The sequence below is a fragment of the Arthrobacter burdickii genome, from assembly GCF_030433645.1.
GTDB lineage: Bacteria > Actinomycetota > Actinomycetes > Actinomycetales > Micrococcaceae > Arthrobacter_D > Arthrobacter_D burdickii.
This window is the reverse complement of record NZ_JAROCG010000002.1, coordinates 256,837-277,330: the sequence shown is the minus strand read 5'-3', so window position 1 is coordinate 277,330 and position 20,494 is coordinate 256,837. Positions and strand designations below refer to the sequence as shown.

The following is a 20,494-nucleotide window of genomic DNA, read 5'->3' as shown; positions in this document are numbered from 1 at the left end:
TTGGCATGGCACCGGGCTTTGCTGAGCGACCCACTGGAAAGAGCCGAGCATGCTGAGACACATCCCCCTCACCGGCTTCGTCGGCCTCGTCGTCGCCGCCCTGGTCACCGGCTGCACGACGGGCAGCAGTGCCGGCCCGGCGGGGAACTCCACCGATGGAACGTCAGGATCCGACGTCGGCGCCAACGCAGCAGCTGGCGCGCGGGACATCACGACGGGTCTGGACCTGCCCTGGTCCATGGCGTTCCTCGACGGCACGCTCCTCATCAGCGAGCGGGACACCGCGCGGATCTTCGAACTGGATGACGCCGGAAACCGGCGGGAGGTCGGCACGGTCGAGGGCGTGCGACACGGCGGAGAGGGAGGACTGCTCGGTCTCGCCGTCGACGACCAGGACCGCCTGTTTGCCTACTCGACCGGTACGGACGGAAACCGGATCCAGCGCCTGGCGCTCGACGGCGCTCCCGGCTCCCTAGCCCTGGGGGACGCGGAGACGCTCATCGACGAGCTGCCGTCGAACCGCATCCACAACGGTGGCCGCATCGCCTTCGGGCCGGACGGCATGCTGTACGCCGGGGTGGGCGACGCCGGCGAGCCGGACAGGGCACAGGACCTCGATTCCTCTGGAGGCAAGATCCTCCGCATGACGCCGGACGGCGAGGTCCCCGCGGACAACCCCTACCCCGGATCCCTCGTCTTCAGCTATGGTCACCGCAACGTACAGGGCCTCGCCTGGGCGGCGGACGGGACCATGTTCGCCAGTGAGTTCGGGCAGAACACGTGGGACGAACTGAACGTCATCGAGGCCGGAAAGAACTACGGCTGGCCGGTCGTCGAGGGCATCGCCGGGGAAGAGGGATTCGTCGATCCCGTCCAGCAATGGAGTCCGTCCGAGGCGAGCCCGAGCGGGATCGCCGTGGTCGACGACACGGTCTTCATCGCCAATCTGCGCGGCGCGCGGCTGCGGGCCGTACCCGTGGGTGATCCCACCGCCGGCACCGACTACCTGGTGGGTGAGTACGGGCGGCTCCGGGCGGTGATCGAGTCGCCGGACGGACGCCTGTGGGTGCTCACCAACAACACCAACGGACGGAGCAAGCCGCAGCCGGGTGACGACCGCATCGTCAGTATCAATATCCCAACCTGACATCGCGAGTTGAGTTGCCCTAGTGAGCCACAACGACGGCGGGGCAGCCACTGTTCGTGCCTGCCCCGCCGTCGTTCCCTCTCAGATGTACTACTAGCTGTCGCAGCCGATCCCGTCGCCGTCGCGGTCGAACTTCGGCTGGAAGCCAGGTGAGCCTGCGGCGATTGGAGCCGCACCCGCGGCGCGGACTTCCGAGCAGTTGGCGTAGTACGGAGCGGCGGGTGCCGGAGCGACCGGGGCCGGAGCTACAGGAGCAGGTGCTACCGGGGCAGGTACTACCGGTGCGGGAGCCACGGGTGCTGGCTCGACGACCGGAGGTGCGACAGGAGCCGGCTCGACGACAGGCGGGGCAACGGGTTCCGGTACGACGGGCGCGGGCGCCTCGGTCTCCACCGGTGCCGGAGGCTGGGTGACGGACGGCGCCATCTGGTTGGTCGGTGCGAGGATGCCATTGCAGTTTGAGAGGATTCCGGCCATGGCGTCGTGCTCAGCCTGCGTCACCCAGAGGGCGTACGTCGCCTTGACCGACACCTGCCGCGCCACGTACTCGCAGCGGTAGCCCTTGTTCGACGGCAGCCAGGTGGCGGCGTCGCCGTCGCTCTTCTGCTGGTTGGTGGGGCCGTCGGTGGACTGCAGGTTCAGCGGGTCGTTGGCGAACGCAACGCGCTGGTCGAAGGTCAACTGCTGCGCACCCTTTTGCCAGGCGTCGGACAGGGCGACGACATGGTCGATCTGCACATCGCTGCTCGTCGCCTGCCCGCGCAGGAACGGGATGACGGTGCCGGTGTAGGGATCGTCGAGCACACCGGACTGCGCCTTGCAGGGCACCGAGTTGGTGTGGACGATGTCCGTCAGGTCGCGGTTGAGTATGTCGTTGCGGGTATCGCACCCGTTGTGGTCGACGTCGGCCCAGGCCTGCCCGAACTGCTCACGGTCGTAACCGGTCTTCGGTGCCCGACCCTTGATGGGCAGGGTTTCCAGCACGGCGAGCGCTGCGGTGTTTGCGGCCGGCTGGTCCGACGGCGCCCGAGGCGTACCGGACACCTCGGTGACGGCGGCGGAATCGAGTGGTGCCGCGTCGGACGTCGTTGCGGTGGGTTTGGGCGATGGCGTCGGTGTTGCAGATTGCGTCGGTTTCGCGGACGCAGTCGGCTCTGCTGTCACAGTCGGTGTGCCCGTGCTTTGCTCGCTGGAGGGCTCGGCTATCTCGGTTGCCTGTTCCGCTACGGCCGTCGGGACCGTTCCGGACGCGGGCGCGATGGCACCGCCGATGAGGAGTGCTACGACGGCCGCTCCAGCCGTGATGGCCCCGGCCTTGCGTCCGGCTAGGCGTGCCCAGGACGGGCGGTTGGTCAGGAGCGTGTAGAGCCCCGTGAAGAGGGCGAATGTCGCTGCCATGGTGAGCGCCCCGCTGAGGCCATTGGTGATAAGGCCGATGACGACGAGGAACAGGGCGAAGCCGGCGACGATTGCCGTCGAGCGCCGCACCTCCAGTTTGATCGTTGACGACGGAGTGCGCGCAGGCGGACGGGATGATGAATTAATGGAAAGCCCCCAGTGATGATGCAGTGTCTCGGGGAAGTTTACGTGTAGACATCACGAGGACCTGAACTGCCCGAGATGGTCGATCGACCAGTCCGTGTGTGACGCGGTGCTAGCTCAGTTTTCGCTCAGGATCGGCAGAGCTGGGTGCCTTCCTCGACTTGGATGATCGGATTGGTTCAAGGGGTTGGGCCGACTGACAGGCACCAATCCTTCATCGACTCGGGGATTCGTAGAGCCGGCGGAGCTAGCCGCTGGGCCACGCAGAATGTGTCACGCTCTGTGACTCAATTCGTAGAGGTATGGATCTGTGCTAAGTCTTTGATGTCATCCCCCGTGGGAACGCGCTTGTTCCGAAGAACCTGCATCAGGCCCGGAAGGCACATCCACATCAGGTGGCACTCCTGTCCAGCGGTAGTGGCGGATACTCCCATCTGACCCGACCGCTCCAGCACCGTATTCGTACCCGTAGAAAAAGGCCGATGAATCCTGCTCCTTTCCGCCGCCTCGCACCCGCGACCATCCTCACCGCGGCGGTCCTCGCCTCGACCCTGGCGGGCTGCACCACCCCTGACCAGTCGAGTGCAGCGGCAGTCAATACGACAGCCGCTTACCAGTCAGGCACCGTGGTGCGGGTGGTGGACGGCGACACTCTCGTCATAAATTTCGACAACGCGGACCAGACCGTGCGTCTACTGAACGTGGATACGCCTGAGACCAAGCACCCCGACAAGCCCGTCGAGTGCCTCGGCCCGGAGGCCACCCAGAAGCTCGAATCGCTGACTCCGCCCGGAACGAAGGTTGCGCTGGATTTCGATATCGAGCGCACTGACAAGTACGACCGCGTGTTGGCTGCCGTCTTCATCGAAGACCGGACCCTGGTCAACGCGGAACTCGCGCGGGTGGGCCTGGGTGTCCCCGTTCTCATCGAGCCGAACAAGAAGTACTACGACGAGGTGCAAGCGGCCTACAACGAGGCGACGACGCAGGGTGTTGGACTACTCGACCCCGCCGCGGGCTGCACCCTTCCGGCGGAGGTGACTGGTGCAATGGAAACCCTCGCAGCGGCAACTGAGGCACCGGTTGGGGAGACGGGAGCAGCTGCCGCTTCAACCGCTGCCGCCATCCTTGCCGCCCTGACCACTGTGAAGGCCGCACGGGAAGCCCTTGAGGCAGGCAAGGACACTGTCCGCGTTCTTGCACTCGGAGCCGATCGCACGGCCGCGATGATGCGCGACCTTGACAAGCAGATCGCGAAGGGCGAGCAGTCACTGGCAACCGCCAACACCAAAGCCACAGCTCTCAAAGAAGCCGAGGCCACCTCCGAGCGCAAGCGCGTCGAAGCGGAAAAGGCAGCCCAAGCTGCAGCGGCTGAAGCAGAAGCAGCCAGGGTTGCAGAAGCCGCACGGGTCGAAGCCGAACGGATCCAAGCGGAAGCTGCGGAAGCTGCCCGTATCGAGAACGAACGAATCCAAGCCGAGGCAAATGCTCGTGCTGAGGCCGACCGTCTGGCCGCCGAAGCGGCAACAGCCGCTGAGCAGGAGCGAATCCGGAACCTCCCGCCGGCACCAGAACCCTACATACCGCCCGTGGCGCCGTACGTCCCTCCCGCTCCCCCTGCAGCACAGGATCCTTATCCGGGCTACACCGGTCCCCGTTGTTACGCACCCGGTGGGAAGACCTACCGCCCCTGCTAGATCTGCAACATGAATCGGAGCCGCGCGACCGACCTTGCTGGAATCGCCAGATGACGCAGGGTCGACCGCTACGTCGTCTCGCCGAGGGAACTACTGACGCTAACCGTCGATTAACTCTTCGAATGGCATGTTGCTCCTTACTAGGAGGGCACCGTGCCCCAACGAAAGAGGATTGGTCGTCGTGAGCAAATCCGCCGCGGTAGTCGACTGCAGAGGTGAATTGACCGGCGAACCTACGCCTCTCGTCGCCCGGCCGAGTTCTCCTGAGCAGTCCACATGACCGGTAGCACAACCTCCAGACCTCGACGCCGTCCAGTCCGCGTGCTCCTCACTGTCCTCCTGCTCGGCGCGCTCGCTGCGGCGTTGGTGATCCTAGGGCCCAGCTGGCTCAGCAGCCTGCGCTCCGGCGGTGAAGCGCTCCTGATGGGTCCGGAGTGCGTCGTGCAGACGCAGGACGGTGAGATTGGGCTCGACCGTGAGGAGGCGAAGGTGGCGACGACGGCGGTGGCGCTCCGAGCACGCGGTGCGGAGTCTGCGGACACCTCGGGTATCGATAAGGCCGTTCTGCAGGTGCTGGCCGAGGGACCGTCCGGCGATGCAGGGCCGGCGCTGAGCTGCAGGGGTTCGGTCGATGACGCTTTGAAAATAGAGGAGATGACTGCCTCCGGCCTGACTCCCCGCGCCGAGCAGGTGCGGACGGAGATGATGGAGGTGTTCGGCGACCAGAGCCTCGGAGGCTTTGCGCCGGGCGGCGTAGGGCAGGGACACGGGGAGAAATCTACGCACTACGACGGGCGGGCCATCGATGTATTTTTCCGTCCGGTGACCGAGGAGAACCGGCGCGAGGGGTGGATGCTGTCCCACTGGCTGGTGGCCCACGCGAAGGACCTGGACATCCAGTACGTCATCTTCGACGACCAGTTCTGGAGTGCGCGCATCGCTCGAGGGCAGTGGCACCCCTACGAGGCACCGGCCCCAGCCAACGAGATCCTGCGGCACCTGGATCACGTGCACGTGGACGTGCTGCGCGGCGGCGACGGGTAGTTCCCTTTTATGACGCAGTGCAAGCTCAGCTTCAGCTCAAGATCGGACCACTCATGATCGCCGTCTCGGCACAGAGAAACCGATTTCTTTTGCGGAACGGTCGGTGCCCCGATGCCTTTTCGAAGAACGTCTCACTTCATGACAGGGCCTGCATAGGTATTGATTCGTGCTAAGACTTGAAATGTTATTAGCCTCGGCAACATTAGGTGCCAGGCACCGCCGAGGGTCTGAGCGACGGGGCTATTGGGCCACCGAATCCTGATCAGCGAAAACCACGTCACAGCGGAGAAGAAATCATGTTCAGGCTATCCAGGCTTCGCTCCACCCTTGCGGTCGGGGCGATACTCGCCTCCGTGCTGGGAGGCTCCTTGGTCCAGTCTGCCGTGCAGGCGACCCCCGCTCAGGCAGCGCCCATCGTGTACAACGCCTGCGACCGCCTCAACGCCGGTCAGGTCAAGTACAACCACCACAACGCCAACCGCGTGACCTTCGCGAATGTCACCGACCGCACTCAGAACCGCGCACTCGTCACCACATGCGTCAAGAGCGGCACCCGCTACGTTCAGGACTGGCAGGCGTGGGGCTACACGGGCCGTCCGGGCTTCAAGGCACCCGGCGTCCCCAGCGGTCACACGCAGTATGAGTGGTCTCCCACCGGCTCCTTCTCGGTGACGGAAGGATTCGGTCTCCGCAATCCGGGGACCGCGCTTTCGTATCGCACGCTCAACCCCCGGTCCCGCTGGGGTGGTGGTGGCGAGTACGCCGGCAACTACAACAAGTACTTCGAGTCCACGCGTCACTACTTCCCCGACGAGAACATGTGGGAGTTCGCGATGAACGGCGACTACACCCAGGGCGCGGTCCTGAACTACAACCGCCCGCCCGATAAGGCGATCAAGTACGGCGATGGCTTCGCCATCTTCCTGCACTCGAATCCGCGTCCCACGGCAGGCTGTATCTCCCTGCCCGAGGCATGGGTCACCCGCTTCCTCCAGAACGCACGCTCGGGCGACCGCGTGATCATGGGCGCGGTGGATGACATCTTCACGCCGTACAAGAGCAACCCGAACGGTGCGATCCACACGAAGTACCACGCAATGGGCGGACAGGTCGGCACTCTCAAGCAGCCCACCTGGCACGAGCTCGCCAGCCCGTACCAGGGAGGTGCGTACCGCAACTTCAGCGGCGGTCGGATCATGTGGTCCCCCAAGACCGGCGCAAAGGCTGTGACGAACGGCGCCATCAAGACGAAGTGGGAGTACTGGGGTAGCGAAGGCGGCTCGATGGGCTATCCGACCAACGAAGAGGTGCGCGGCCTCGTGCGCGGCGGAGCATGGCAGGGGTTCCAGAACGGCGCGATGATGTACTCTCCCGCGACCGGTGCATGGCCCTCCATGAGCGGCCCGATCCGTACCGCATGGGCCGCCCAGGGCTACGAACGTGGACGCATGGGTTATCCAAAGAGCCAGATCTCCACGGTCAACGGTGTCCAGACCCAGGTCTACGAGGGCGGCAAGATCACCTGGAGCAGCGCGGCCGGCGCGAAGTACATCTACAACTAGCTGTGCAGCTCGTGGCCCATCTTCGGCCCGTTCGATGTCGGTATGGCAATCCCAGATGTCGTTACGAGTGCCAATCAATTGCATTCAACGCCTGTTGCCCAATTCGCTGGACAGCAGCATCGGTGCTGGAATCACCGCATGAGAATGACGCCAACTGTGCCCTGACCGACGATGCCAGGGCGTCCCAAGAAATCCACCACGACGGTACTTCACTGCTTTCTCCCATGAGATTTCCTCAAGGAATCGGGCAATCATCGACGGTGGCAGCGTGTCATGTTCCATGACCTGATCCTCCCTCATCGAGGCGAGTGCGGGTCGCAACCATTGTGGGGAGCGGGGGCGAAGCCTATGCTTCAGCCGGGGAAGAAGTTGGTCTCGACCACTTCCATGAGGGGCAATCCCATGACCGACTTCTTCACCATGAAACCCGGCGAGACTGCAGCGCCACTGCCATCAGGGCCCATCCTCTGCACTGGATCGGCGAGCATGCGGCGGATTCACCGCTTCTTCCTGTGGGCGTACGGCGAGGCGCCCGGCTTGGTTGAGTCCGTCGAGCCTGGCGACACCGCCCGCGCCGCCTACGTCGGCGAGGTACTGGGGAACTTCGACAAGGTGCTCCATGTGCATCACGAGGGCGAGGACCTCCTCATGTACCCGCGGCTGGCGGAGAGAGCACCGGGGTGCGCGCTGCATATCGAGCAGATGCTCGAGCAGCACCGGCAGGTCACGCAACGGCTCGAGAGCATCGAGCCGGTCCGCCTGCGCTGGATGGAGACAGCCGATGCAGGCGTGAGCGCGGGCCTCGCCGGTCGGTACGAGGATCTATCGACCGTCCTCCAGGTGCACCTGCGCCGTGAGGTCACCGAGGTGATGCCCGCTGTGGACAGGGTGATGACCGAGAAGGAGGGGAAGGAGATCGGCAAGCATGGCGTGGAGACGTTCGACAAGAAGTTCCTGGTCGGGTACCTCGGGATGGTGCTGGCCACGAATCCGCCCGGCGAGCGCGAGGAGTTCTTCAAGGAGATCCCGCCGCCGGTCCGCCTCGCCTACCGTCTCGTGGGGCGCAGACTGTATCGCAGGCAGTACGCCACGCTCTTCCCGCGACGCCCAATTCCCGACACTCTCTAGTGCCTGCTGGCATCCGGTCGGCAGGGAACCCGCCGTAGGCACACCAGTACGTTCCTCCCGATCCGCCTGCGGCCTGGAACCCGTACCCCGCTTATAACATACTCCGTTGCTACGCACCGAGCGGGAAGTCCTGGCATCCCTGTTCGACAAAGCGTCGCAGTGAACGCACCGAAGCCTAGTCACCCAAAGGGTGGCTAGCCCGCGGTATGAGCTTGAAAAAGCACCCTTGGACACTGATCCGCCCGCGCTTGGGCATCGGATTGTGCGGGCGAACAGACACACTTAGTCAACGGGGAACATTGCCTTCGCGGTCCGGCCGATGACACTGGTCATTGTTGCGTCCACCCCTCCTCCAACCACTCCACCTACGAGCGGTATGCCTTTTGCAAGGGTGACTACAGATCGTTTAGTCCCGTACTTGGTTACGAGCGCGAACCCGACCTTCTTGTTGATTTCACGAATCACAGCTATCGGGAGCTTCTTGATTGCATTGATAGCGACTTTCTCCCCTGCCTTGATCCCGATCGTCTTCGCGATCTGCTGAGCGTTCGATCCAACCGCAACGAGGGTGACCATGGTTCGGACATGGGGGTCCGAAGGATCATATCCGCGAAGATAAGCGATTGCAGCGGCTAGACGCGCGTTGATCACGAGTGCTCCGGCCATATTGGCGGGGATGGTTACCGGCATAGCGATGAAACCGCCTAGCCCCGTCACGAAGCCGTTGACACCCGCCGCTTCCACTGACTCGAGGGTCAACCTCTTAATCACCTTGTCGATGTCTTCGCACTCGTCTGGTCGCACTTTTCGCGTGGGTTCACTATTTGCTTCGTAGCGGCCCCCTTGAACACGAGCCAGACGGTCTTCCGCCCACTTGATCGATCCAGCCAATGGACCGGCGCCTGAGTCGATCACCTTGCCGACCATGTTCTGAAGTTGGTCGGAGACCTTCTCAGCGAGACTGAGCGAGTCCTCGGGTTCTAATACGGTCGCGTCGGCCATCGCCGTTCCTTTCCTAGTTCTGGAATGAGAGCACCGAAGACTCTCCGCGCGTTGACTCGCAGATCAACCGGTGGATGTGGGATCAGTAGCTCTTGAGCACTGTAGCCGATGGCGAGAATTCTTCCCGGACGAGGTAGAAACAAACGTGGCAATTTGAGCTTCGGCATGGCCTAAAGCTTGTTTCGTCATCGGTCGATGAGAATGCATCGTCGCTCGTGATCCGAGACGAGGCGCGATACTTTGCGCGGCACGCTCGCGTCGCGGAACCGTACACACGCGCTACACTGAGGCCGAATTAGCTCATCTGGCATCGCGCTGGACAGCGCAACCGCTAATCCGGCCCCAGGGCTGTCAATGGCTGAAATGGAGCCCTACGATTACAACGCTTAAAATCATCTCGTCCGTGGCTGCTGGCATGGTTGTGGCCGTAGGCGGACTCGGCGTCGCAAGTGCATACGGGGTCAATCCGTTCCAGGGCAGCCGAGACGACCAGAGCCAGCCGGCCCTACTTACATCTGTCAAAGACATCAGCGAGTACCACGCTGTCGAGGGCACCTTCCAGCAGGTACTCCAAATCGAGGACGACGTCCCATGGGTTCCCGAAATCCTCGCGGGCAGGCAGACGACATTCGTTGCGGTGGGCACGGTAGGTGCATATGTGGATTTGGCAGGACTCGCCGAGGACGATTTGGTCCTGTCCCCGGACGGCAAGTCGGTCAAGGTGCGACTGCCGGAGCCGCAGCTCGACAAGCCCAATCTTGACCAGGAGCTGACCTACGTACTCGATGAGGATCGTGGAGCTTTGGATCGGATTTCCGATGCGGTCGAGTTGCCCGAGCAGTCCCAGTACTACCGGGACGCAGAAGCGAAGATAGCGGCTGCCGCGGAGGAATCGGGGCTTATAGACCGAGCAACGGAGAATACCGAGGCCATGCTGACCGGCATGTTCGGCTCGCTTAGAATTGCCGTAACCTTCCTCGATTGAGCAAGCGCCTTACCGCCAACTCACACGAAGGTCCTGCTTCTTCCAACACGACGGCGGGCCGGCCACCGAAAGGTGACCGGCCCGCCGTCGTACGCCGCGATCCTAGAAAACCCGAATGGGAATCTCCGCCGGGTCCATGAGCAACGACTCGATCTCGTCGTCGAGCCGCACCAGCGTGATTGACGCGCCGGCCATGTCCAGGGACGTGCAGTACTCCCCCACATAGCTGCGGCCCACGCTGATGCCCTGCTCCGCGAGGCGCTTGTGCGCCTGCCCGTACAGCAGGTACAGCTCGCTGATCGGGGTGCCGCCGAGGCCGTTGATCATGAGCGCCACGCGGTCGCCCTCCTTGAAGGGCAGGTCCTTCACGATCGGGACGAGCATCTCCTCGACGATCTCGTTGGCCGGCATCATCTTCGCCCTGTGCCGCCCTGGCTCACCGTGGATACCGACGCCCATCTCGATCTCGTCCTCACCGAGCTCGAACAGCGGACTGCCCTTGGCCGGGGGCGTACACGCGGTCAGCGCGACGCCCATGGTCCGGGTCACCGAGTTCACCTTCTCGCCGATGCGGACGATCTCGCCGAGGTCCGCGCCCCGCTCCGATGCGGCGGCCACGGCCTTGATGACGAAGAAGTTGCCCGCCACCCCGCGGCGCCCGATCGTGTAGGTGGAGTCCTCCACGGAGACGTCGTCGTTGATGAACAGCGTCTTCACCTCGATGCCGTCCGCGGAGGACATCTCCTCCGCCATCTCGAACACCATCTTGTCGCCCGTGTAGTTGTTCACCAGAAGGAGCACACCCTTGGGCGACGCCATGAGCTTGGTGGTCTCGTACACGTAGTCGAACGGCGGGGCCGCGAACACGTCGCCCGGACAGGCGGCGTCGAGCATGCCCTTGCCCACGATCATCACGTGGGCAGGCTCGTGCCCGGAACCGGAGCCCTGGATGATGGACACCTTGCTCTCGTCCGGGCCGTCGGCGCGCATGATCAGGTTGTACTCGGGAACGTACTTCAGGGTGTCGGGGTTGGCGAGCGCCAGGCCCTCGAGCATCTCCGGGACGAACTGCTGCGGATCATTGACGAACTTCTTCATGGGTGCTCCACATCATTGTGAGTTGGGACGGATCAGGGACAGAGAGTCAGGGCCAGTCGGCCACGATGCGTTCGATGATGACGGCAACAGCCACCGCGCCGGCGTCGGGTGAGCCGATGCTGCGTTCCCCGCTGTAGCTGGCGCGGCCGCGCCTGGCCTGGAGGCTCGACGTCGCATCCGCGCATTCACGGACCTTCGCGGCGAACGCACTCCGGCAGTCCTCCGGTGAGGCGCCCGCGGCGAGCTGGCGTTCGAGCTCGTTGGTGGCGGGGATGAGGGCGTCGAGCAGGGTCTTGTCCCCGAGTTCCGCATTGCCGCGTTTCTTGATGCCCTCGGTGGCTCCCCGGAGCATGGCGACGACGGCGGCCCCATCGATGGTCTCGGTGGTCTTCGCGGCGGCGGACGCACGCAGGAACGCCGTCCCCCACAGCGGCCCCGAGGTGCCGCCGATCCTGCTGGAGATGGCGAGCGCGATCTGCTGCAGGAAGGTGGCGGCGTCGTCGCGCTTGAGCGAGTCCCAGTCCGCCAGCACCTTCTCGAAGCCGCGGGCGAGGGAGTAGCCGAGGTCGCCGTCGCCCACCACGGCGTCGAGGTCGCCGAATTCCTTCTCCTTCTCGACTGCGGTCTGCGCCAGGGAGCGGACGACGTACTCGACGTCGTCGATCTTGGTGGTGCTCATGGTGTCTCCGTTCCGGTCGACGATGCGTGGGAAACCGACGCTGCGTGGGGGTCGGCGTCGAGTAGGGCCTGCAGCGTGGCGAGGGTGACGACGCCGCGAACACCGACGCCGTGGGGGTCCTCGAGCACCTCGGCCTGCTCCCCGTCCGGGTCCCCGAGCGAGCTGACGACGAGCGCGGCGCCCGTGAAGTCCTCCTCGCGGGTGAAGCCGCTGACGGTGACCACGGTGGCGAGGCCGGCGTCGACCGCTGCGCGCAGCCCGTTGCCGCTGTCCTCGACGACGATCGTGTCCTCTGCACGCATTCCTAGTTCGCGGAGCGCGAGGAGGTAAATGTCCGGCGCCGGTTTCTTGGCGGGCACCACGTCTCCGGCGAACACCGCGAAGTGCGAGGCGAGGTCTTCACCGACGGCATGCGTCAGGACGGCACGGACCGCGGGTTCCGCGGAGGTGGAGGCGACGGCGAGAGTCCATCCGGCGTCGTGCGCCTCCCGAACAATGCGCGCGATGCCCGGGCGTGCGGGCATGACGCCGCTCCCGACAAGGCCTTTGTAGATCTCGGTCTTTCGTTTGTGCCAGGCGAGGATCGCGGCGCCGGTGGAGCAGTCGTCATCAAGACCGAGCTCGGCGACCAGCGCGGGCGTCAGAATACTGCGCATGCGCTCCTTGCCCCCGCCGATCTTCACCTTCTCGGCGTACTCGTCAACGCTCCACTGCACGGGCACGCCGAAGTCGGTGAAGGTCTGGTTGAAGGCGGGGAGGTGACCGTACTGTTCGGTGTCGGCGAGCACGCCGTCGCAGTCGAAGATGAGGGCCGGCATGGTCAGCGGCCGCCCTTGCCCGAGCTGCCGAATTGCTTGCAGAGGTCCGTCACGAGGGCGACGACGTCGGCCCGGGTGTGCTTGAACAGCGACGGCGGGTCCCACTTGCTGTTCTGCTCGGCTTGCTTGAGGAAGGCCAGGCTGGACTGCATGTACGTCTCCTTGAGCGCCGTGGAGATGTTGACCTTCGCGCAGCCACGGGCGATGAGATCGGCGAACTGCTCGGCGCTCAGGCCGCTGCCGCCGTGCAGGGCGATCGGCACGTTCCGCGCCTCGACGATCTGCGTGACGCGTCCGGCGTCGAGCACCGGTGCGGCCTTGTAGCTGCCGTGAGCGTTGCCGATCGAGGGGGCGAAGACGTCGATCCCGGTGGCGTCGATGAACGCGAGCGCCACCTCGAGGCTCTGCTGCTTGGAGACGTCGTCGGACCCGTGGTCGTCCTCGACGCCGGTGATGGCCTCGATCTCACCCTCCACCTGGGCGCCGTAGCTGCGAGCCTCGGCGACGACCTCGACGGTCTGGCGCTGGTTCTCCTCGACCGGGAGGTTGGACGCATCGAAGAGCACGGAGTTCCAGCCGGCCTTCAGGCATTCGGTGACGACGTCGCGGTCCGGGCAGTGGTCCAGGTGCAGGGTGACGGGCACCTCGATGCCGCGCGTCATCGACTGCCACATGTCGAACAGCACCCGCGAGCCGATGCTGCGCACGGTCTTCACCGAGGTCTGCAGGATCACCGGGGAGTTCGCCTCCACGGCACCGGCGAGCACACCCTCCATGGTCAGATCATTGAAGATGTTGATGGCGGGCACCCCGTAACGTGCCTCGAATGCCGGATCGACGATGTCCTTCAGCGGTACAACAGCCACGGTGTTACCTCCTGGTCAGGCTGTCCCTCACGCTAGGGCGGCATCCCCGCGTTGGGTATGGGGGTTCTCCCACCCGTCCCCTGGGGGGAATCACCACCTCGCCAGCAGCCGGCGCGGGTGGTTGAGTGGGCCGCGGCTGCCCGGCCACCCACTTCGACGACGAAGGACCCCCATGACTCCCGGATCAGTACTCGAAACCATCACGTCCAAAGAGGCCTGCCTCGTCATCGATGCCGCGGCGGCGAAGGCCGAGGAGATCGGCCAGCCGATGGACATCGCAGTGGTCGACGCCGGTGGCAACCTGAAGGCGCACGTGCGGATGGACGGCGCGAACATCGGCAGCATCACCATCGCGATCAACAAGGCCTACACGGCCATCGCGTTCCAGTGCGAGACCGGGGACCTGCAGGGCGTCACCCGTCCCGACGGTCCCATCTACGGGCTGAGCGATGCTCACGGCGGGCGCCTCGTGGTGTTCCCCGGCGGCATCCCGCTGGTGCGCGACGGCAGCATCGTGGGCGCCATCGGCGTCTCCACCGGCACCATCGAGCAGGATCAGGAGGTCGCCTCTGCCGGCGCCGCAGCCTACCTAGAGTTCGCGATTGCCTGACCCTGGCGCTGCAGTGTCAGCCCGCTAGGAGCGATCATTTTCACGTGACGTGCCGGACTCGGCGATCCGCTTGATGGCGGCGAGCGTCTGCGGGATGCCCTGGAGCGCCTGCCGGGTCCGGTCAAGAATCTGCGCGGGCGCGTCAGCCCCGAACTTCTCCTCGAACATGGCGATGCCGCCCGGTAGGAAATCCCAGGACTCGGTCAGAGTGGTCCCGGTGCCGGCCGGGGTCAGCGTGTAGCCCCAGCGAACCCTGTCGCCGCCAACCACCCATGCGAACTCACGGCCGCGCTCTGCGGCCACGACCTGCGACCGGGTCTCCCAGGTGCGGTGGGGAAGCTCATTGCGCCCTGTAAACCAGGCTCCGACCTGGCCTGCACTGATGTCGTCCTCCCACCAGCACCGCGTACACACCGGACTCCACTCGCCGGTGCGGGTGATGTCGGAGACCAAATCGTAGATGCTCTCCGCCGACGCCTGAATCGTGACGGACTCCTGGTGGCGGCGGATCTCTGTCTGGCTCATGCGCCCATTCTCACAGAAGAATCCCCTCGTCCTGCGGAAACCGCCTCCAGCACGGATGGCCCGGGCCCTCGCTACCGAGGGGACCGGCTGCAGCAATTCGTAGCCGCATAGACTGGGTTCTCGCGCCGGCTACGGAAGGCCCCCACATGTTGAGCACCGAACGAACCGGCACCGGAAAGCCACTCGTCCTCGTACATGGGCTCGGCTCGAGCGTCCGCACCTGGGATCCCGTCCTCCCCTTGCTGCAGGAACAGCGCGAGGTCATCGCCCTCGACCTCCCCGGGTTCGGCGGCAGCGAGCCGCTCGCGGGGGAAGTTACCGTCGCGACCCTCACGGACGCCGTCGAGCAGTTCCTCGAGCAGGCGGACCTGAGCAACGCGGATATTGTCGGAAGCTCGATGGGTGCGCGGATCGTGGTCGAGCTGGCGCGGCGGGGTCACGCCGGCAACGTCGTCGCCCTCGATCCCGGAGGATTCTGGAACGACACCCAGGTGCGCATCTTCAACGGCAGCATCACCGCGTCCATTGCACTGGTACGGCGTCTCCAGCCCGTCCTGCCGTCGCTCGTCCAGCAGGCTGCGGGTCGGACGGCGCTGCTCGCCCAGTTCTCCGCCGCCCCCTGGAAGCTCGACCCGGACCTCGTCCTGACGGAGCTCCGCGGATTCGCCGCCTCGCCAAGTCTTGACGAAGCGCGTAAGTCACTCGCGCACGGACCACGCCAGGCAGGCGCGCCTCGAGGGACGATCAAGGGCACGCTGGCATTCGGCTGGGGCCGGTCGGACAGGGTCACCCCGCTCAGTGAGGCCGCCGTCGCCATGTCTCTCTATCCGGACGCCACCCTGCACGTCTTCGAGGACTGCGGGCACTTCCCGCACTGGGACCAGCCGCAGGAGACAGCGCGACTCATCCTCGACGCCACCGCCGCTCGGTCCTTGTAACTGTTCTCTGAGCTTGCTCCACTGAGAAATCTGTCTGCGTCTTGCACGGCGACCTGTGCCAGCGAACTGACCAGTAGGCGATAAGAAGAGGAAAGATTCCCTACCGCAGGTAGAACCTTCTTCCGCTAACCGCTAAGAGTTCCATCCCTTCGTTTCGGTCGCGGTCCGGATCCATTTCGGAGGTTTGATCGACTTGACCCGAACGATCCCAAGTGGCGCATTGTCTGCTGGTTCGCGTTGCTGGTGGAGAATTCATGGACGTTCTCCGGGCAGTAGTAGCGGCCGACTACGAAGGTGATTGCCCCATACGCCCAACCATCGCACAGGGTAGCGGGAAGGCGGGTATCATCGGCAACCGCAGGCTCGTAAGCATAAATCAGCATTCCTTCCATTTCTGAGCGGTGACTGGGTTGGAGGCGGAGGAGATGAGCAAGCCCGAACGACGCCACGACGAGCGAACGGTTGCCACAACGGTTCCCGCCGTCAACGTGTCGGGTGGGACAGTCGGCGTGATCGGCGATCACGCCACAGTGGTGATGCCACGGCGGTCATTGAGTTGGCCGATGGTTCTGGGTTCTGCCCCACGCGTGGCTTCGGCGTTCCAGCCGCGGACAGCGATCATTGAACAGATAGCCCCAGTCGCCGGCACGGATGCGTCGCAGCATGCAGCTGCGTGGGTGCTGTCGGGGACCGGCGGTGTGGGCAAAACGCAGATTGCTGCGGGCATGTTTGCTTCCAGCTCGGCGGACCTGCGGGTGTGGGTGAACGCAGAATCCCGGGAGTCGGTGCTTGTCAGTTTCGCCGAGGCTGCCATCCACCTGGATCTTGCCGATGTCGATGGTGACCCGGAGCAGTTGGCCGGTTTGTTTCTAGGATTCCTGGCCGCCACGAACCGGGCATGGTTGGTGGTGCTGGATAACATCGATGCAGTTCCCGATCTCGCCGGGCTGTGGCCTCCGGCCGGCGGGCACCTGATCGTAACTACCCGTCGTCGGGACGCAGCCCTCTCTGGTGCTGGCCGGACAGTGAGCGATGTCGGCGTTTTCATGGAGGCAGAAGCCAACAATTACCTGCACGAGCGCATAAGTCCCCTGCTGGAGGACTTGCCTGAGGACGCGCTCACCGACAGCGGCGAGCTGGCTGAGGATCTAGGCCGGTTACCGTTGGCATTGGCACAGGCCGCAGCCGTGATCATCGACCAAGGCATCACCTGCACCCAATATCGCACCTGGTTCGCTGACCGCACCCACGCGTTGGACGAGTTGTTTCCGACGGACGCAGACGCCGACGGGTACGCCAAGACAGTGGCAACAACCTGGGAGCTGGCCGTAACAGCCGCCGACCGTATCAACCCGACCGGATTGGCCCGCCCCATGGCGGTTCTAATTGCGATGCTTGATCCCGCCGGGGCACCCGAAACGGTACTGACGAGCCAAGCGGCCTGCACTTACTTGTCGGAGACGACCGGAACACCAGTCACCGGACTCATGGCGCGGAAAGCGCTGCGGGCTTTGCATCGCCTATCACTCATCGACCACGACCTTGGCCTCGGCAGTGCGCCCGCGGTACGGATGCACAACCTGACAGGCCGGGCCATTCAACAAACCCTCAGCCCGGAAGCAATCACTACAGCCGGCCGCAGCGTGGCCGACGGGCTACTCGAGATCTGGCCCCCGATCGCAGATAACCCCCTGCTGGCGGAATCGCTGAGGTCCAATACAACTGCCCTAGCCAGCACCGCTCCTACCGGGCTATGGGACAGCAACGGAGCCCATCCCCTACTATTTCGCAGCGGACAGTCCCTCAACGAAGCAGGACTAATCGGACCAGCCATCCAGTACCACCAGGAACTATACGAGGAGGCAAAGCAACGGTTTGGACCCGACCACCCGGTCACGCTCAACTCGCAGAACAACCTCGCCTGCGCCTACGAGTCGGCGGGAAAACTGGAGAAGGCGATCCCCCTTCACGAGCAAACCCTCACCGACCGGAAACGGGTCCTCGGACCCGACCACCCCGACACCCTGGGGTCACAGAACGACCTCGCGTGCGCCTATGAATCGTCGGGAAAACTGGAGAAGGCGATCTCCCTCTATGAGCAAACCCTCACCGACCGGAAACGGGTCCTCGGACCCGACCACCCCCACACGCTCAACTCGCAGAACAACCTCGCCTACGCCTACCGAGCGGCCGGAAAACTCGAGAAGGCAATCCTGCTCTACAAAAAGACCCTTACCGACTCGCAACGGATCCTGGGACCAGATCACCCGGACACCCTAAGTTCTCAGAACAACCTCGCCTACGCCTACCGAGCGGCCGGAAAACTCGAGAAGGCGATCCCCCTTCACGAACAAACCCTCACCGACCGGAAACGGGTCCTCGGACCCGACCACCCCCACACGCTCAACTCGCAGAACAACCTCGCCTGCGCCTACGAGTCGGCGGGAAAACTGGAGAAGGCGATCTCCCTCTATGAGCAAACCCTCACCGACCGGAAACGGGTCCTCGGACCCGACCACCCCGACACCCTGGGGTCACAGAACGACCTCGCGTGCGCCTATGAATCGTCGGGAAAACTGGAGAAGGCGATCTCCCTCTATGAGCAAACCCTCACCGACCGGAAACGGGTCCTCGGACCCGACCACCCCCACACGCTCAACTCGCAGAACAACCTCGCCTACGCCTACCGAGCGGCCGGAAAACTCGAGAAGGCAATCCTGCTCTACAAAAAGACCCTTACCGACTCGCAACGGATCCTGGGACCAGATCACCCGGACACCCTAAGTTCTCAGAACAACCTCGCCTACGCCTACCGAGCGGCCGGAAAACTCGAGAAGGCGATCCCCCTTCACGAACAAACCCTCACCGACCGGAAACGGGTCCTCGGACCCGACCACCCCCACACGCTCAACTCGCAGAACAACCTCGCCTGCGCCTACGAGTCGGCGGGAAAACTGGAGAAGGCGATCTCCCTCTATGAGCAAACCCTCACCGACCGGAAACGGGTCCTCGGACCCGACCACCCCGACACCCTGGGGTCACAGAACGACCTCGCGTGCGCCTATGAATCGTCGGGAAAACTGGAGAAGGCGATCTCCCTCTATGAGCAAACCCTCACCGACCGGAAACGGGTCCTCGGACCCGACCACCCCCACACGCTCAACTCGCAGAACAACCTCGCCTACGCCTACCGAGCGGCCGGAAAACTCGAGAAGGCAATCCTGCTCTTCGAACAAACCCTCACCAATTCCCAGCGGGTCCTAGGCCAGGATCACCCATACACCCTAGGCTTCCGAAACAACCTCGCTTCCGCCTACCAAGCAGCAGGAAAACCGGAGCAAGTAACTCAGCTTTTCGAGCACTAACAGGGTCTGAAATCCCGCAAGGCATAGCACACTACAATCTCACAACCAATAAGCGGTTTTAGATCAGGGACTGTCCGGGGACCTGCGTAGCGCCTGGCGGTTTTCATCAGCGAGTGGCGCCCTCAAAGGGACTGTCGTATAAACGGTGTGTGGGTCCGGCATTTCATTAGTGGTTGGTTTTCTCGAATCGGCCCGCGAAGGTGATCGCGAACGCGTTGAGTGCGGGTTTCCACCTGATCACCCAGCGTGCTCTGCCGCCGCCGGTCGGGTCAAGGGACCTGGTGACGAGGTAGAGACACTTCAGGGCTGCGGCCTCGTTCGGGAAATGACCCCTGGCCCGCACCGCTCGGCGGTAGCGCGCGTTGATCGACTCGATCGCGTTCGTCGTGCAGATCACCCGACGAATCTCCACGTCGTACTCAAGGAAGGGTACGAACTCCGCCCAAGAGCTTTCCCAGAGCTTCACGATCGCCGGATACCGTGAGCCCCACTCGGCGGCGAACTCCGTGAACCGGTCCTTTGCCGCAGCCTCACTCGGGGCCGTATAGACGGGTTTGAGGGCTTTGACGATGCCGTCACGGTGTTGGCGGCCGGCGTAACGGAAGCTGTTGCGGATCAGGTGCACGACGCACTGCTGCACCACGGTCCGCTCCCAGGTGGTCGTGATCGCTTCCGGCAGGCCCTTGAGCCCGTCACAGACGGCAATGAGCACATCGGTGACGCCACGGTTCTTCAGCTCGGAGAAGACCTGCAGCCAGAACCTCGCGCCTTCACCTCCGTCGCCGGCCCAAATGCCCAGGATCTCCCGTTCCCCATGCGCGGTGACGCCCATGACCACATAGAACGGAGTGTTCCGCACTTGTCCATCGCGGACCTTCACGACGATCGCATCGACGAAGAGCACCGGGTAGAGCGGGTCCAAAGGCCGAGAGGACCACTCGGACAGCTCCCCGGCGACTTTCTCCGTGATTCGGCTGATGGTGTCCTTGGAGACCTTCGCCCCGTAGACCTCCTCGAAGTGCGCCGCGATTTCCCCGGTGGTCAGCCCGCGGGCGGAGAGGGAGAGCACAATCTGATCGATCCCGTCCAGGCGCCGTTTCCGCTTGGGCACGATCACCGGTTCGAACGACCCGTCGCGATCCCTTGGCACCTCGATCTCGACTGGGCCGATCTCGGTCAGCACGGTCTTCGACCTCGTGCCGTTGCGCATATTCGCTGCGATCGGCATCCCGCCGTGCTCGTGCCCGAGGTGCTCCGTCAACTCGGCATCCAACGCCGTCTCGAGAACGTTCTTCGTCAGCTGGTTCAACAGCCCACCAGGGCCGACCAAGCTCACGCCCTGCTCCTTAGCCTGGGCAAGCAGGCGTTCGGCAAGGTCCTTTTGATCGATGAATTCTCCCGTCACAGGATCGATCATCGTCTCTGATACTTCGGTCGTGAAGTCGTTCACGGCAATCTCCTCTCGGATCAGGCCGGCCCCTCACACAC

General features: G+C 64.1%; 19 protein-coding genes. 9 read left to right on the top strand and 10 right to left on the bottom strand.

The window, feature by feature from the left end; all coding sequences use genetic code 11:
- Nucleotides 1-49 precede the first annotated feature (49 nt).
- Nucleotides 50-1,147 (top strand): PQQ-dependent sugar dehydrogenase, encoded by a 1,098-nt coding sequence (locus P5G52_RS15855; RefSeq protein ID WP_301229298.1) that lies wholly within the window; start codon nucleotides 50-52, stop codon nucleotides 1,145-1,147.
- Nucleotides 1,148-1,240: 93 nt separating this feature from the next.
- Here the strand turns inward: P5G52_RS15855 and P5G52_RS15850 are convergent, their stop codons facing one another.
- Complete coding sequence (locus P5G52_RS15850) at nucleotides 1,241-2,545, bottom strand: GmrSD restriction endonuclease domain-containing protein (RefSeq protein WP_435868722.1); 1,305 nt, start codon at nucleotides 2,543-2,545, stop codon at nucleotides 1,241-1,243.
- Nucleotides 2,546-3,171: 626 nt separating this feature from the next.
- Here P5G52_RS15850 and P5G52_RS15845 point away from each other — a divergent pair.
- From P5G52_RS15845 to P5G52_RS15835, 3 genes are all read left to right on the top strand, one after another.
- A complete protein-coding gene (locus P5G52_RS15845) occupies nucleotides 3,172-4,386 on the top strand; it encodes a thermonuclease family protein (RefSeq protein WP_301229294.1) in 1,215 nt (404 codons plus the stop codon).
- Nucleotides 4,387-4,707: 321 nt separating this feature from the next.
- The gene (locus tag P5G52_RS15840; RefSeq protein ID WP_301229292.1) at nucleotides 4,708-5,430 is read left to right on the top strand and encodes a VldE C-terminal domain-containing protein; all 723 of its coding nucleotides are present in this window, start codon (nucleotides 4,708-4,710) and stop codon (nucleotides 5,428-5,430) included.
- A gap of 296 nt (nucleotides 5,431-5,726) precedes the next feature.
- The gene (locus P5G52_RS15835; protein WP_301229290.1) at nucleotides 5,727-6,992 is read left to right on the top strand and encodes a L,D-transpeptidase family protein; all 1,266 of its coding nucleotides are present in this window, start codon (nucleotides 5,727-5,729) and stop codon (nucleotides 6,990-6,992) included.
- An 84-nt stretch (nucleotides 6,993-7,076) separates the two neighbouring features.
- Here P5G52_RS15835 and P5G52_RS15830 read toward each other — a convergent pair whose 3' ends face one another.
- Both P5G52_RS15830 and P5G52_RS15825 read right to left on the bottom strand, forming a co-directional pair.
- Nucleotides 7,077-7,274 carry a hypothetical protein gene (locus P5G52_RS15830; protein ID WP_301229288.1) on the bottom strand — a complete coding sequence of 66 codons (198 nt, stop codon included), beginning with the start codon at nucleotides 7,272-7,274 and terminating at the stop codon, nucleotides 7,077-7,079.
- Between the two features lie 71 nt (nucleotides 7,275-7,345).
- A complete protein-coding gene (locus tag P5G52_RS15825; protein ID WP_301229286.1) occupies nucleotides 7,346-7,480 on the bottom strand; it encodes a hypothetical protein in 135 nt (44 codons plus the stop codon).
- On the opposite strand from P5G52_RS15825, the gene P5G52_RS15820 reads away from it, so the two are divergent.
- Nucleotides 7,479-8,120 (top strand): hemerythrin domain-containing protein, encoded by a 642-nt coding sequence (locus P5G52_RS15820; protein WP_301229284.1) that lies wholly within the window; start codon nucleotides 7,479-7,481, stop codon nucleotides 8,118-8,120. The two genes, P5G52_RS15825 and P5G52_RS15820, sit on opposite strands and share 2 nt — an antisense overlap.
- Before the next feature lie 282 nt (nucleotides 8,121-8,402).
- Here P5G52_RS15820 and P5G52_RS15815 read toward each other — a convergent pair whose 3' ends face one another.
- Nucleotides 8,403-9,122, bottom strand: coding sequence for an EcsC family protein (locus tag P5G52_RS15815; protein ID WP_301229282.1), 720 nt, complete (start codon nucleotides 9,120-9,122; stop codon nucleotides 8,403-8,405).
- 403 nt (nucleotides 9,123-9,525) lie between these two features.
- Here P5G52_RS15815 and P5G52_RS15810 point away from each other — a divergent pair, with 403 nt between their 5' ends.
- A complete protein-coding gene (locus P5G52_RS15810; RefSeq protein WP_301229280.1) occupies nucleotides 9,526-10,107 on the top strand; it encodes a DUF4230 domain-containing protein in 582 nt (193 codons plus the stop codon).
- A 102-nt stretch (nucleotides 10,108-10,209) separates the two neighbouring features.
- Here P5G52_RS15810 and dhaK read toward each other — a convergent pair whose 3' ends face one another.
- The 4 genes from dhaK to P5G52_RS15790 are packed head-to-tail and all read right to left on the bottom strand — an operon-like array spanning nucleotide 10,210 to nucleotide 13,568.
- The gene (dhaK, locus tag P5G52_RS15805; RefSeq protein WP_301229278.1) at nucleotides 10,210-11,205 is read right to left on the bottom strand and encodes a dihydroxyacetone kinase subunit DhaK; all 996 of its coding nucleotides are present in this window, start codon (nucleotides 11,203-11,205) and stop codon (nucleotides 10,210-10,212) included.
- A 46-nt stretch (nucleotides 11,206-11,251) separates the two neighbouring features.
- The gene (gene dhaL / locus P5G52_RS15800) at nucleotides 11,252-11,884 is read right to left on the bottom strand and encodes a dihydroxyacetone kinase subunit DhaL (RefSeq protein ID WP_301229276.1); all 633 of its coding nucleotides are present in this window, start codon (nucleotides 11,882-11,884) and stop codon (nucleotides 11,252-11,254) included.
- The gene (locus P5G52_RS15795) at nucleotides 11,881-12,702 is read right to left on the bottom strand and encodes an HAD-IA family hydrolase (RefSeq protein ID WP_301229274.1); all 822 of its coding nucleotides are present in this window, start codon (nucleotides 12,700-12,702) and stop codon (nucleotides 11,881-11,883) included. Before P5G52_RS15795 ends, dhaL begins: the two co-directional genes overlap by 4 nt.
- A gap of 2 nt (nucleotides 12,703-12,704) precedes the next feature.
- Nucleotides 12,705-13,568 (bottom strand): class II fructose-bisphosphate aldolase, encoded by an 864-nt coding sequence (locus tag P5G52_RS15790; protein ID WP_301229272.1) that lies wholly within the window; start codon nucleotides 13,566-13,568, stop codon nucleotides 12,705-12,707.
- 172 nt (nucleotides 13,569-13,740) lie between these two features.
- Here P5G52_RS15790 and P5G52_RS15785 point away from each other — a divergent pair, with 172 nt between their 5' ends.
- Nucleotides 13,741-14,178: a GlcG/HbpS family heme-binding protein gene (locus P5G52_RS15785; protein ID WP_301229270.1), complete on the top strand. Its 438-nt coding sequence runs from the start codon at nucleotides 13,741-13,743 to the stop codon at nucleotides 14,176-14,178.
- Between the two features lie 24 nt (nucleotides 14,179-14,202).
- Here P5G52_RS15785 and P5G52_RS15780 read toward each other — a convergent pair whose 3' ends face one another.
- Entirely contained in the window at nucleotides 14,203-14,703 is a 501-nt protein-coding gene (locus P5G52_RS15780; RefSeq protein WP_301229269.1) for an SRPBCC family protein, read from the bottom strand.
- A gap of 146 nt (nucleotides 14,704-14,849) precedes the next feature.
- On the opposite strand from P5G52_RS15780, the gene P5G52_RS15775 reads away from it, so the two are divergent.
- A complete protein-coding gene (locus P5G52_RS15775) occupies nucleotides 14,850-15,641 on the top strand; it encodes an alpha/beta fold hydrolase (protein WP_301229267.1) in 792 nt (263 codons plus the stop codon).
- Between the two features lie 425 nt (nucleotides 15,642-16,066).
- The gene (locus P5G52_RS15770) at nucleotides 16,067-19,006 is read left to right on the top strand and encodes a tetratricopeptide repeat protein (RefSeq protein WP_301229265.1); all 2,940 of its coding nucleotides are present in this window, start codon (nucleotides 16,067-16,069) and stop codon (nucleotides 19,004-19,006) included.
- A 166-nt stretch (nucleotides 19,007-19,172) separates the two neighbouring features.
- On the opposite strand, the gene P5G52_RS15765 is transcribed toward P5G52_RS15770, so the two are convergent.
- Nucleotides 19,173-20,423: an IS256 family transposase gene (locus P5G52_RS15765; RefSeq protein ID WP_301230155.1), complete on the bottom strand. Its 1,251-nt coding sequence runs from the start codon at nucleotides 20,421-20,423 to the stop codon at nucleotides 19,173-19,175.
- Between the last annotated feature and the right edge of the window lie 71 nt (nucleotides 20,424-20,494).

What these genes read in the sequence shown, in the direction of transcription:
- P5G52_RS15855 (WP_301229298.1), top strand. Translation starts at nt 50, where the DNA reads ATGCTGAGACACATCCCCCTCACCGGCTTCGTCGGCCTCGTCGTCGCC.
- P5G52_RS15850 (WP_435868722.1), bottom strand. Translation starts at nt 2,545, where the DNA reads ATGGCAGCGACATTCGCCCTCTTCACGGGGCTCTACACGCTCCTGACC.
- P5G52_RS15845 (WP_301229294.1), top strand. Translation starts at nt 3,172, where the DNA reads ATGAATCCTGCTCCTTTCCGCCGCCTCGCACCCGCGACCATCCTCACC.
- P5G52_RS15835 (WP_301229290.1), top strand. Translation starts at nt 5,727, where the DNA reads ATGTTCAGGCTATCCAGGCTTCGCTCCACCCTTGCGGTCGGGGCGATA.
- P5G52_RS15830 (WP_301229288.1), bottom strand. Translation starts at nt 7,274, where the DNA reads ATGGAACATGACACGCTGCCACCGTCGATGATTGCCCGATTCCTTGAG.
- P5G52_RS15820 (WP_301229284.1), top strand. Translation starts at nt 7,479, where the DNA reads ATGCGGCGGATTCACCGCTTCTTCCTGTGGGCGTACGGCGAGGCGCCC.
- P5G52_RS15825 (WP_301229286.1), bottom strand. Translation starts at nt 7,480, where the DNA reads ATGCTCGCCGATCCAGTGCAGAGGATGGGCCCTGATGGCAGTGGCGCT.
- P5G52_RS15815 (WP_301229282.1), bottom strand. Translation starts at nt 9,122, where the DNA reads ATGGCCGACGCGACCGTATTAGAACCCGAGGACTCGCTCAGTCTCGCT.
- dhaK (WP_301229278.1), bottom strand. Translation starts at nt 11,205, where the DNA reads ATGAAGAAGTTCGTCAATGATCCGCAGCAGTTCGTCCCGGAGATGCTC.
- dhaL (WP_301229276.1), bottom strand. Translation starts at nt 11,884, where the DNA reads ATGAGCACCACCAAGATCGACGACGTCGAGTACGTCGTCCGCTCCCTG.
- P5G52_RS15795 (WP_301229274.1), bottom strand. Translation starts at nt 12,702, where the DNA reads ATGCCGGCCCTCATCTTCGACTGCGACGGCGTGCTCGCCGACACCGAA.
- P5G52_RS15785 (WP_301229270.1), top strand. Translation starts at nt 13,741, where the DNA reads ATGACTCCCGGATCAGTACTCGAAACCATCACGTCCAAAGAGGCCTGC.
- P5G52_RS15780 (WP_301229269.1), bottom strand. Translation starts at nt 14,703, where the DNA reads ATGAGCCAGACAGAGATCCGCCGCCACCAGGAGTCCGTCACGATTCAG.
- P5G52_RS15775 (WP_301229267.1), top strand. Translation starts at nt 14,850, where the DNA reads ATGTTGAGCACCGAACGAACCGGCACCGGAAAGCCACTCGTCCTCGTA.
- P5G52_RS15770 (WP_301229265.1), top strand. Translation starts at nt 16,067, where the DNA reads ATGAGCAAGCCCGAACGACGCCACGACGAGCGAACGGTTGCCACAACG.
- P5G52_RS15765 (WP_301230155.1), bottom strand. Translation starts at nt 20,423, where the DNA reads ATGATCGATCCTGTGACGGGAGAATTCATCGATCAAAAGGACCTTGCC.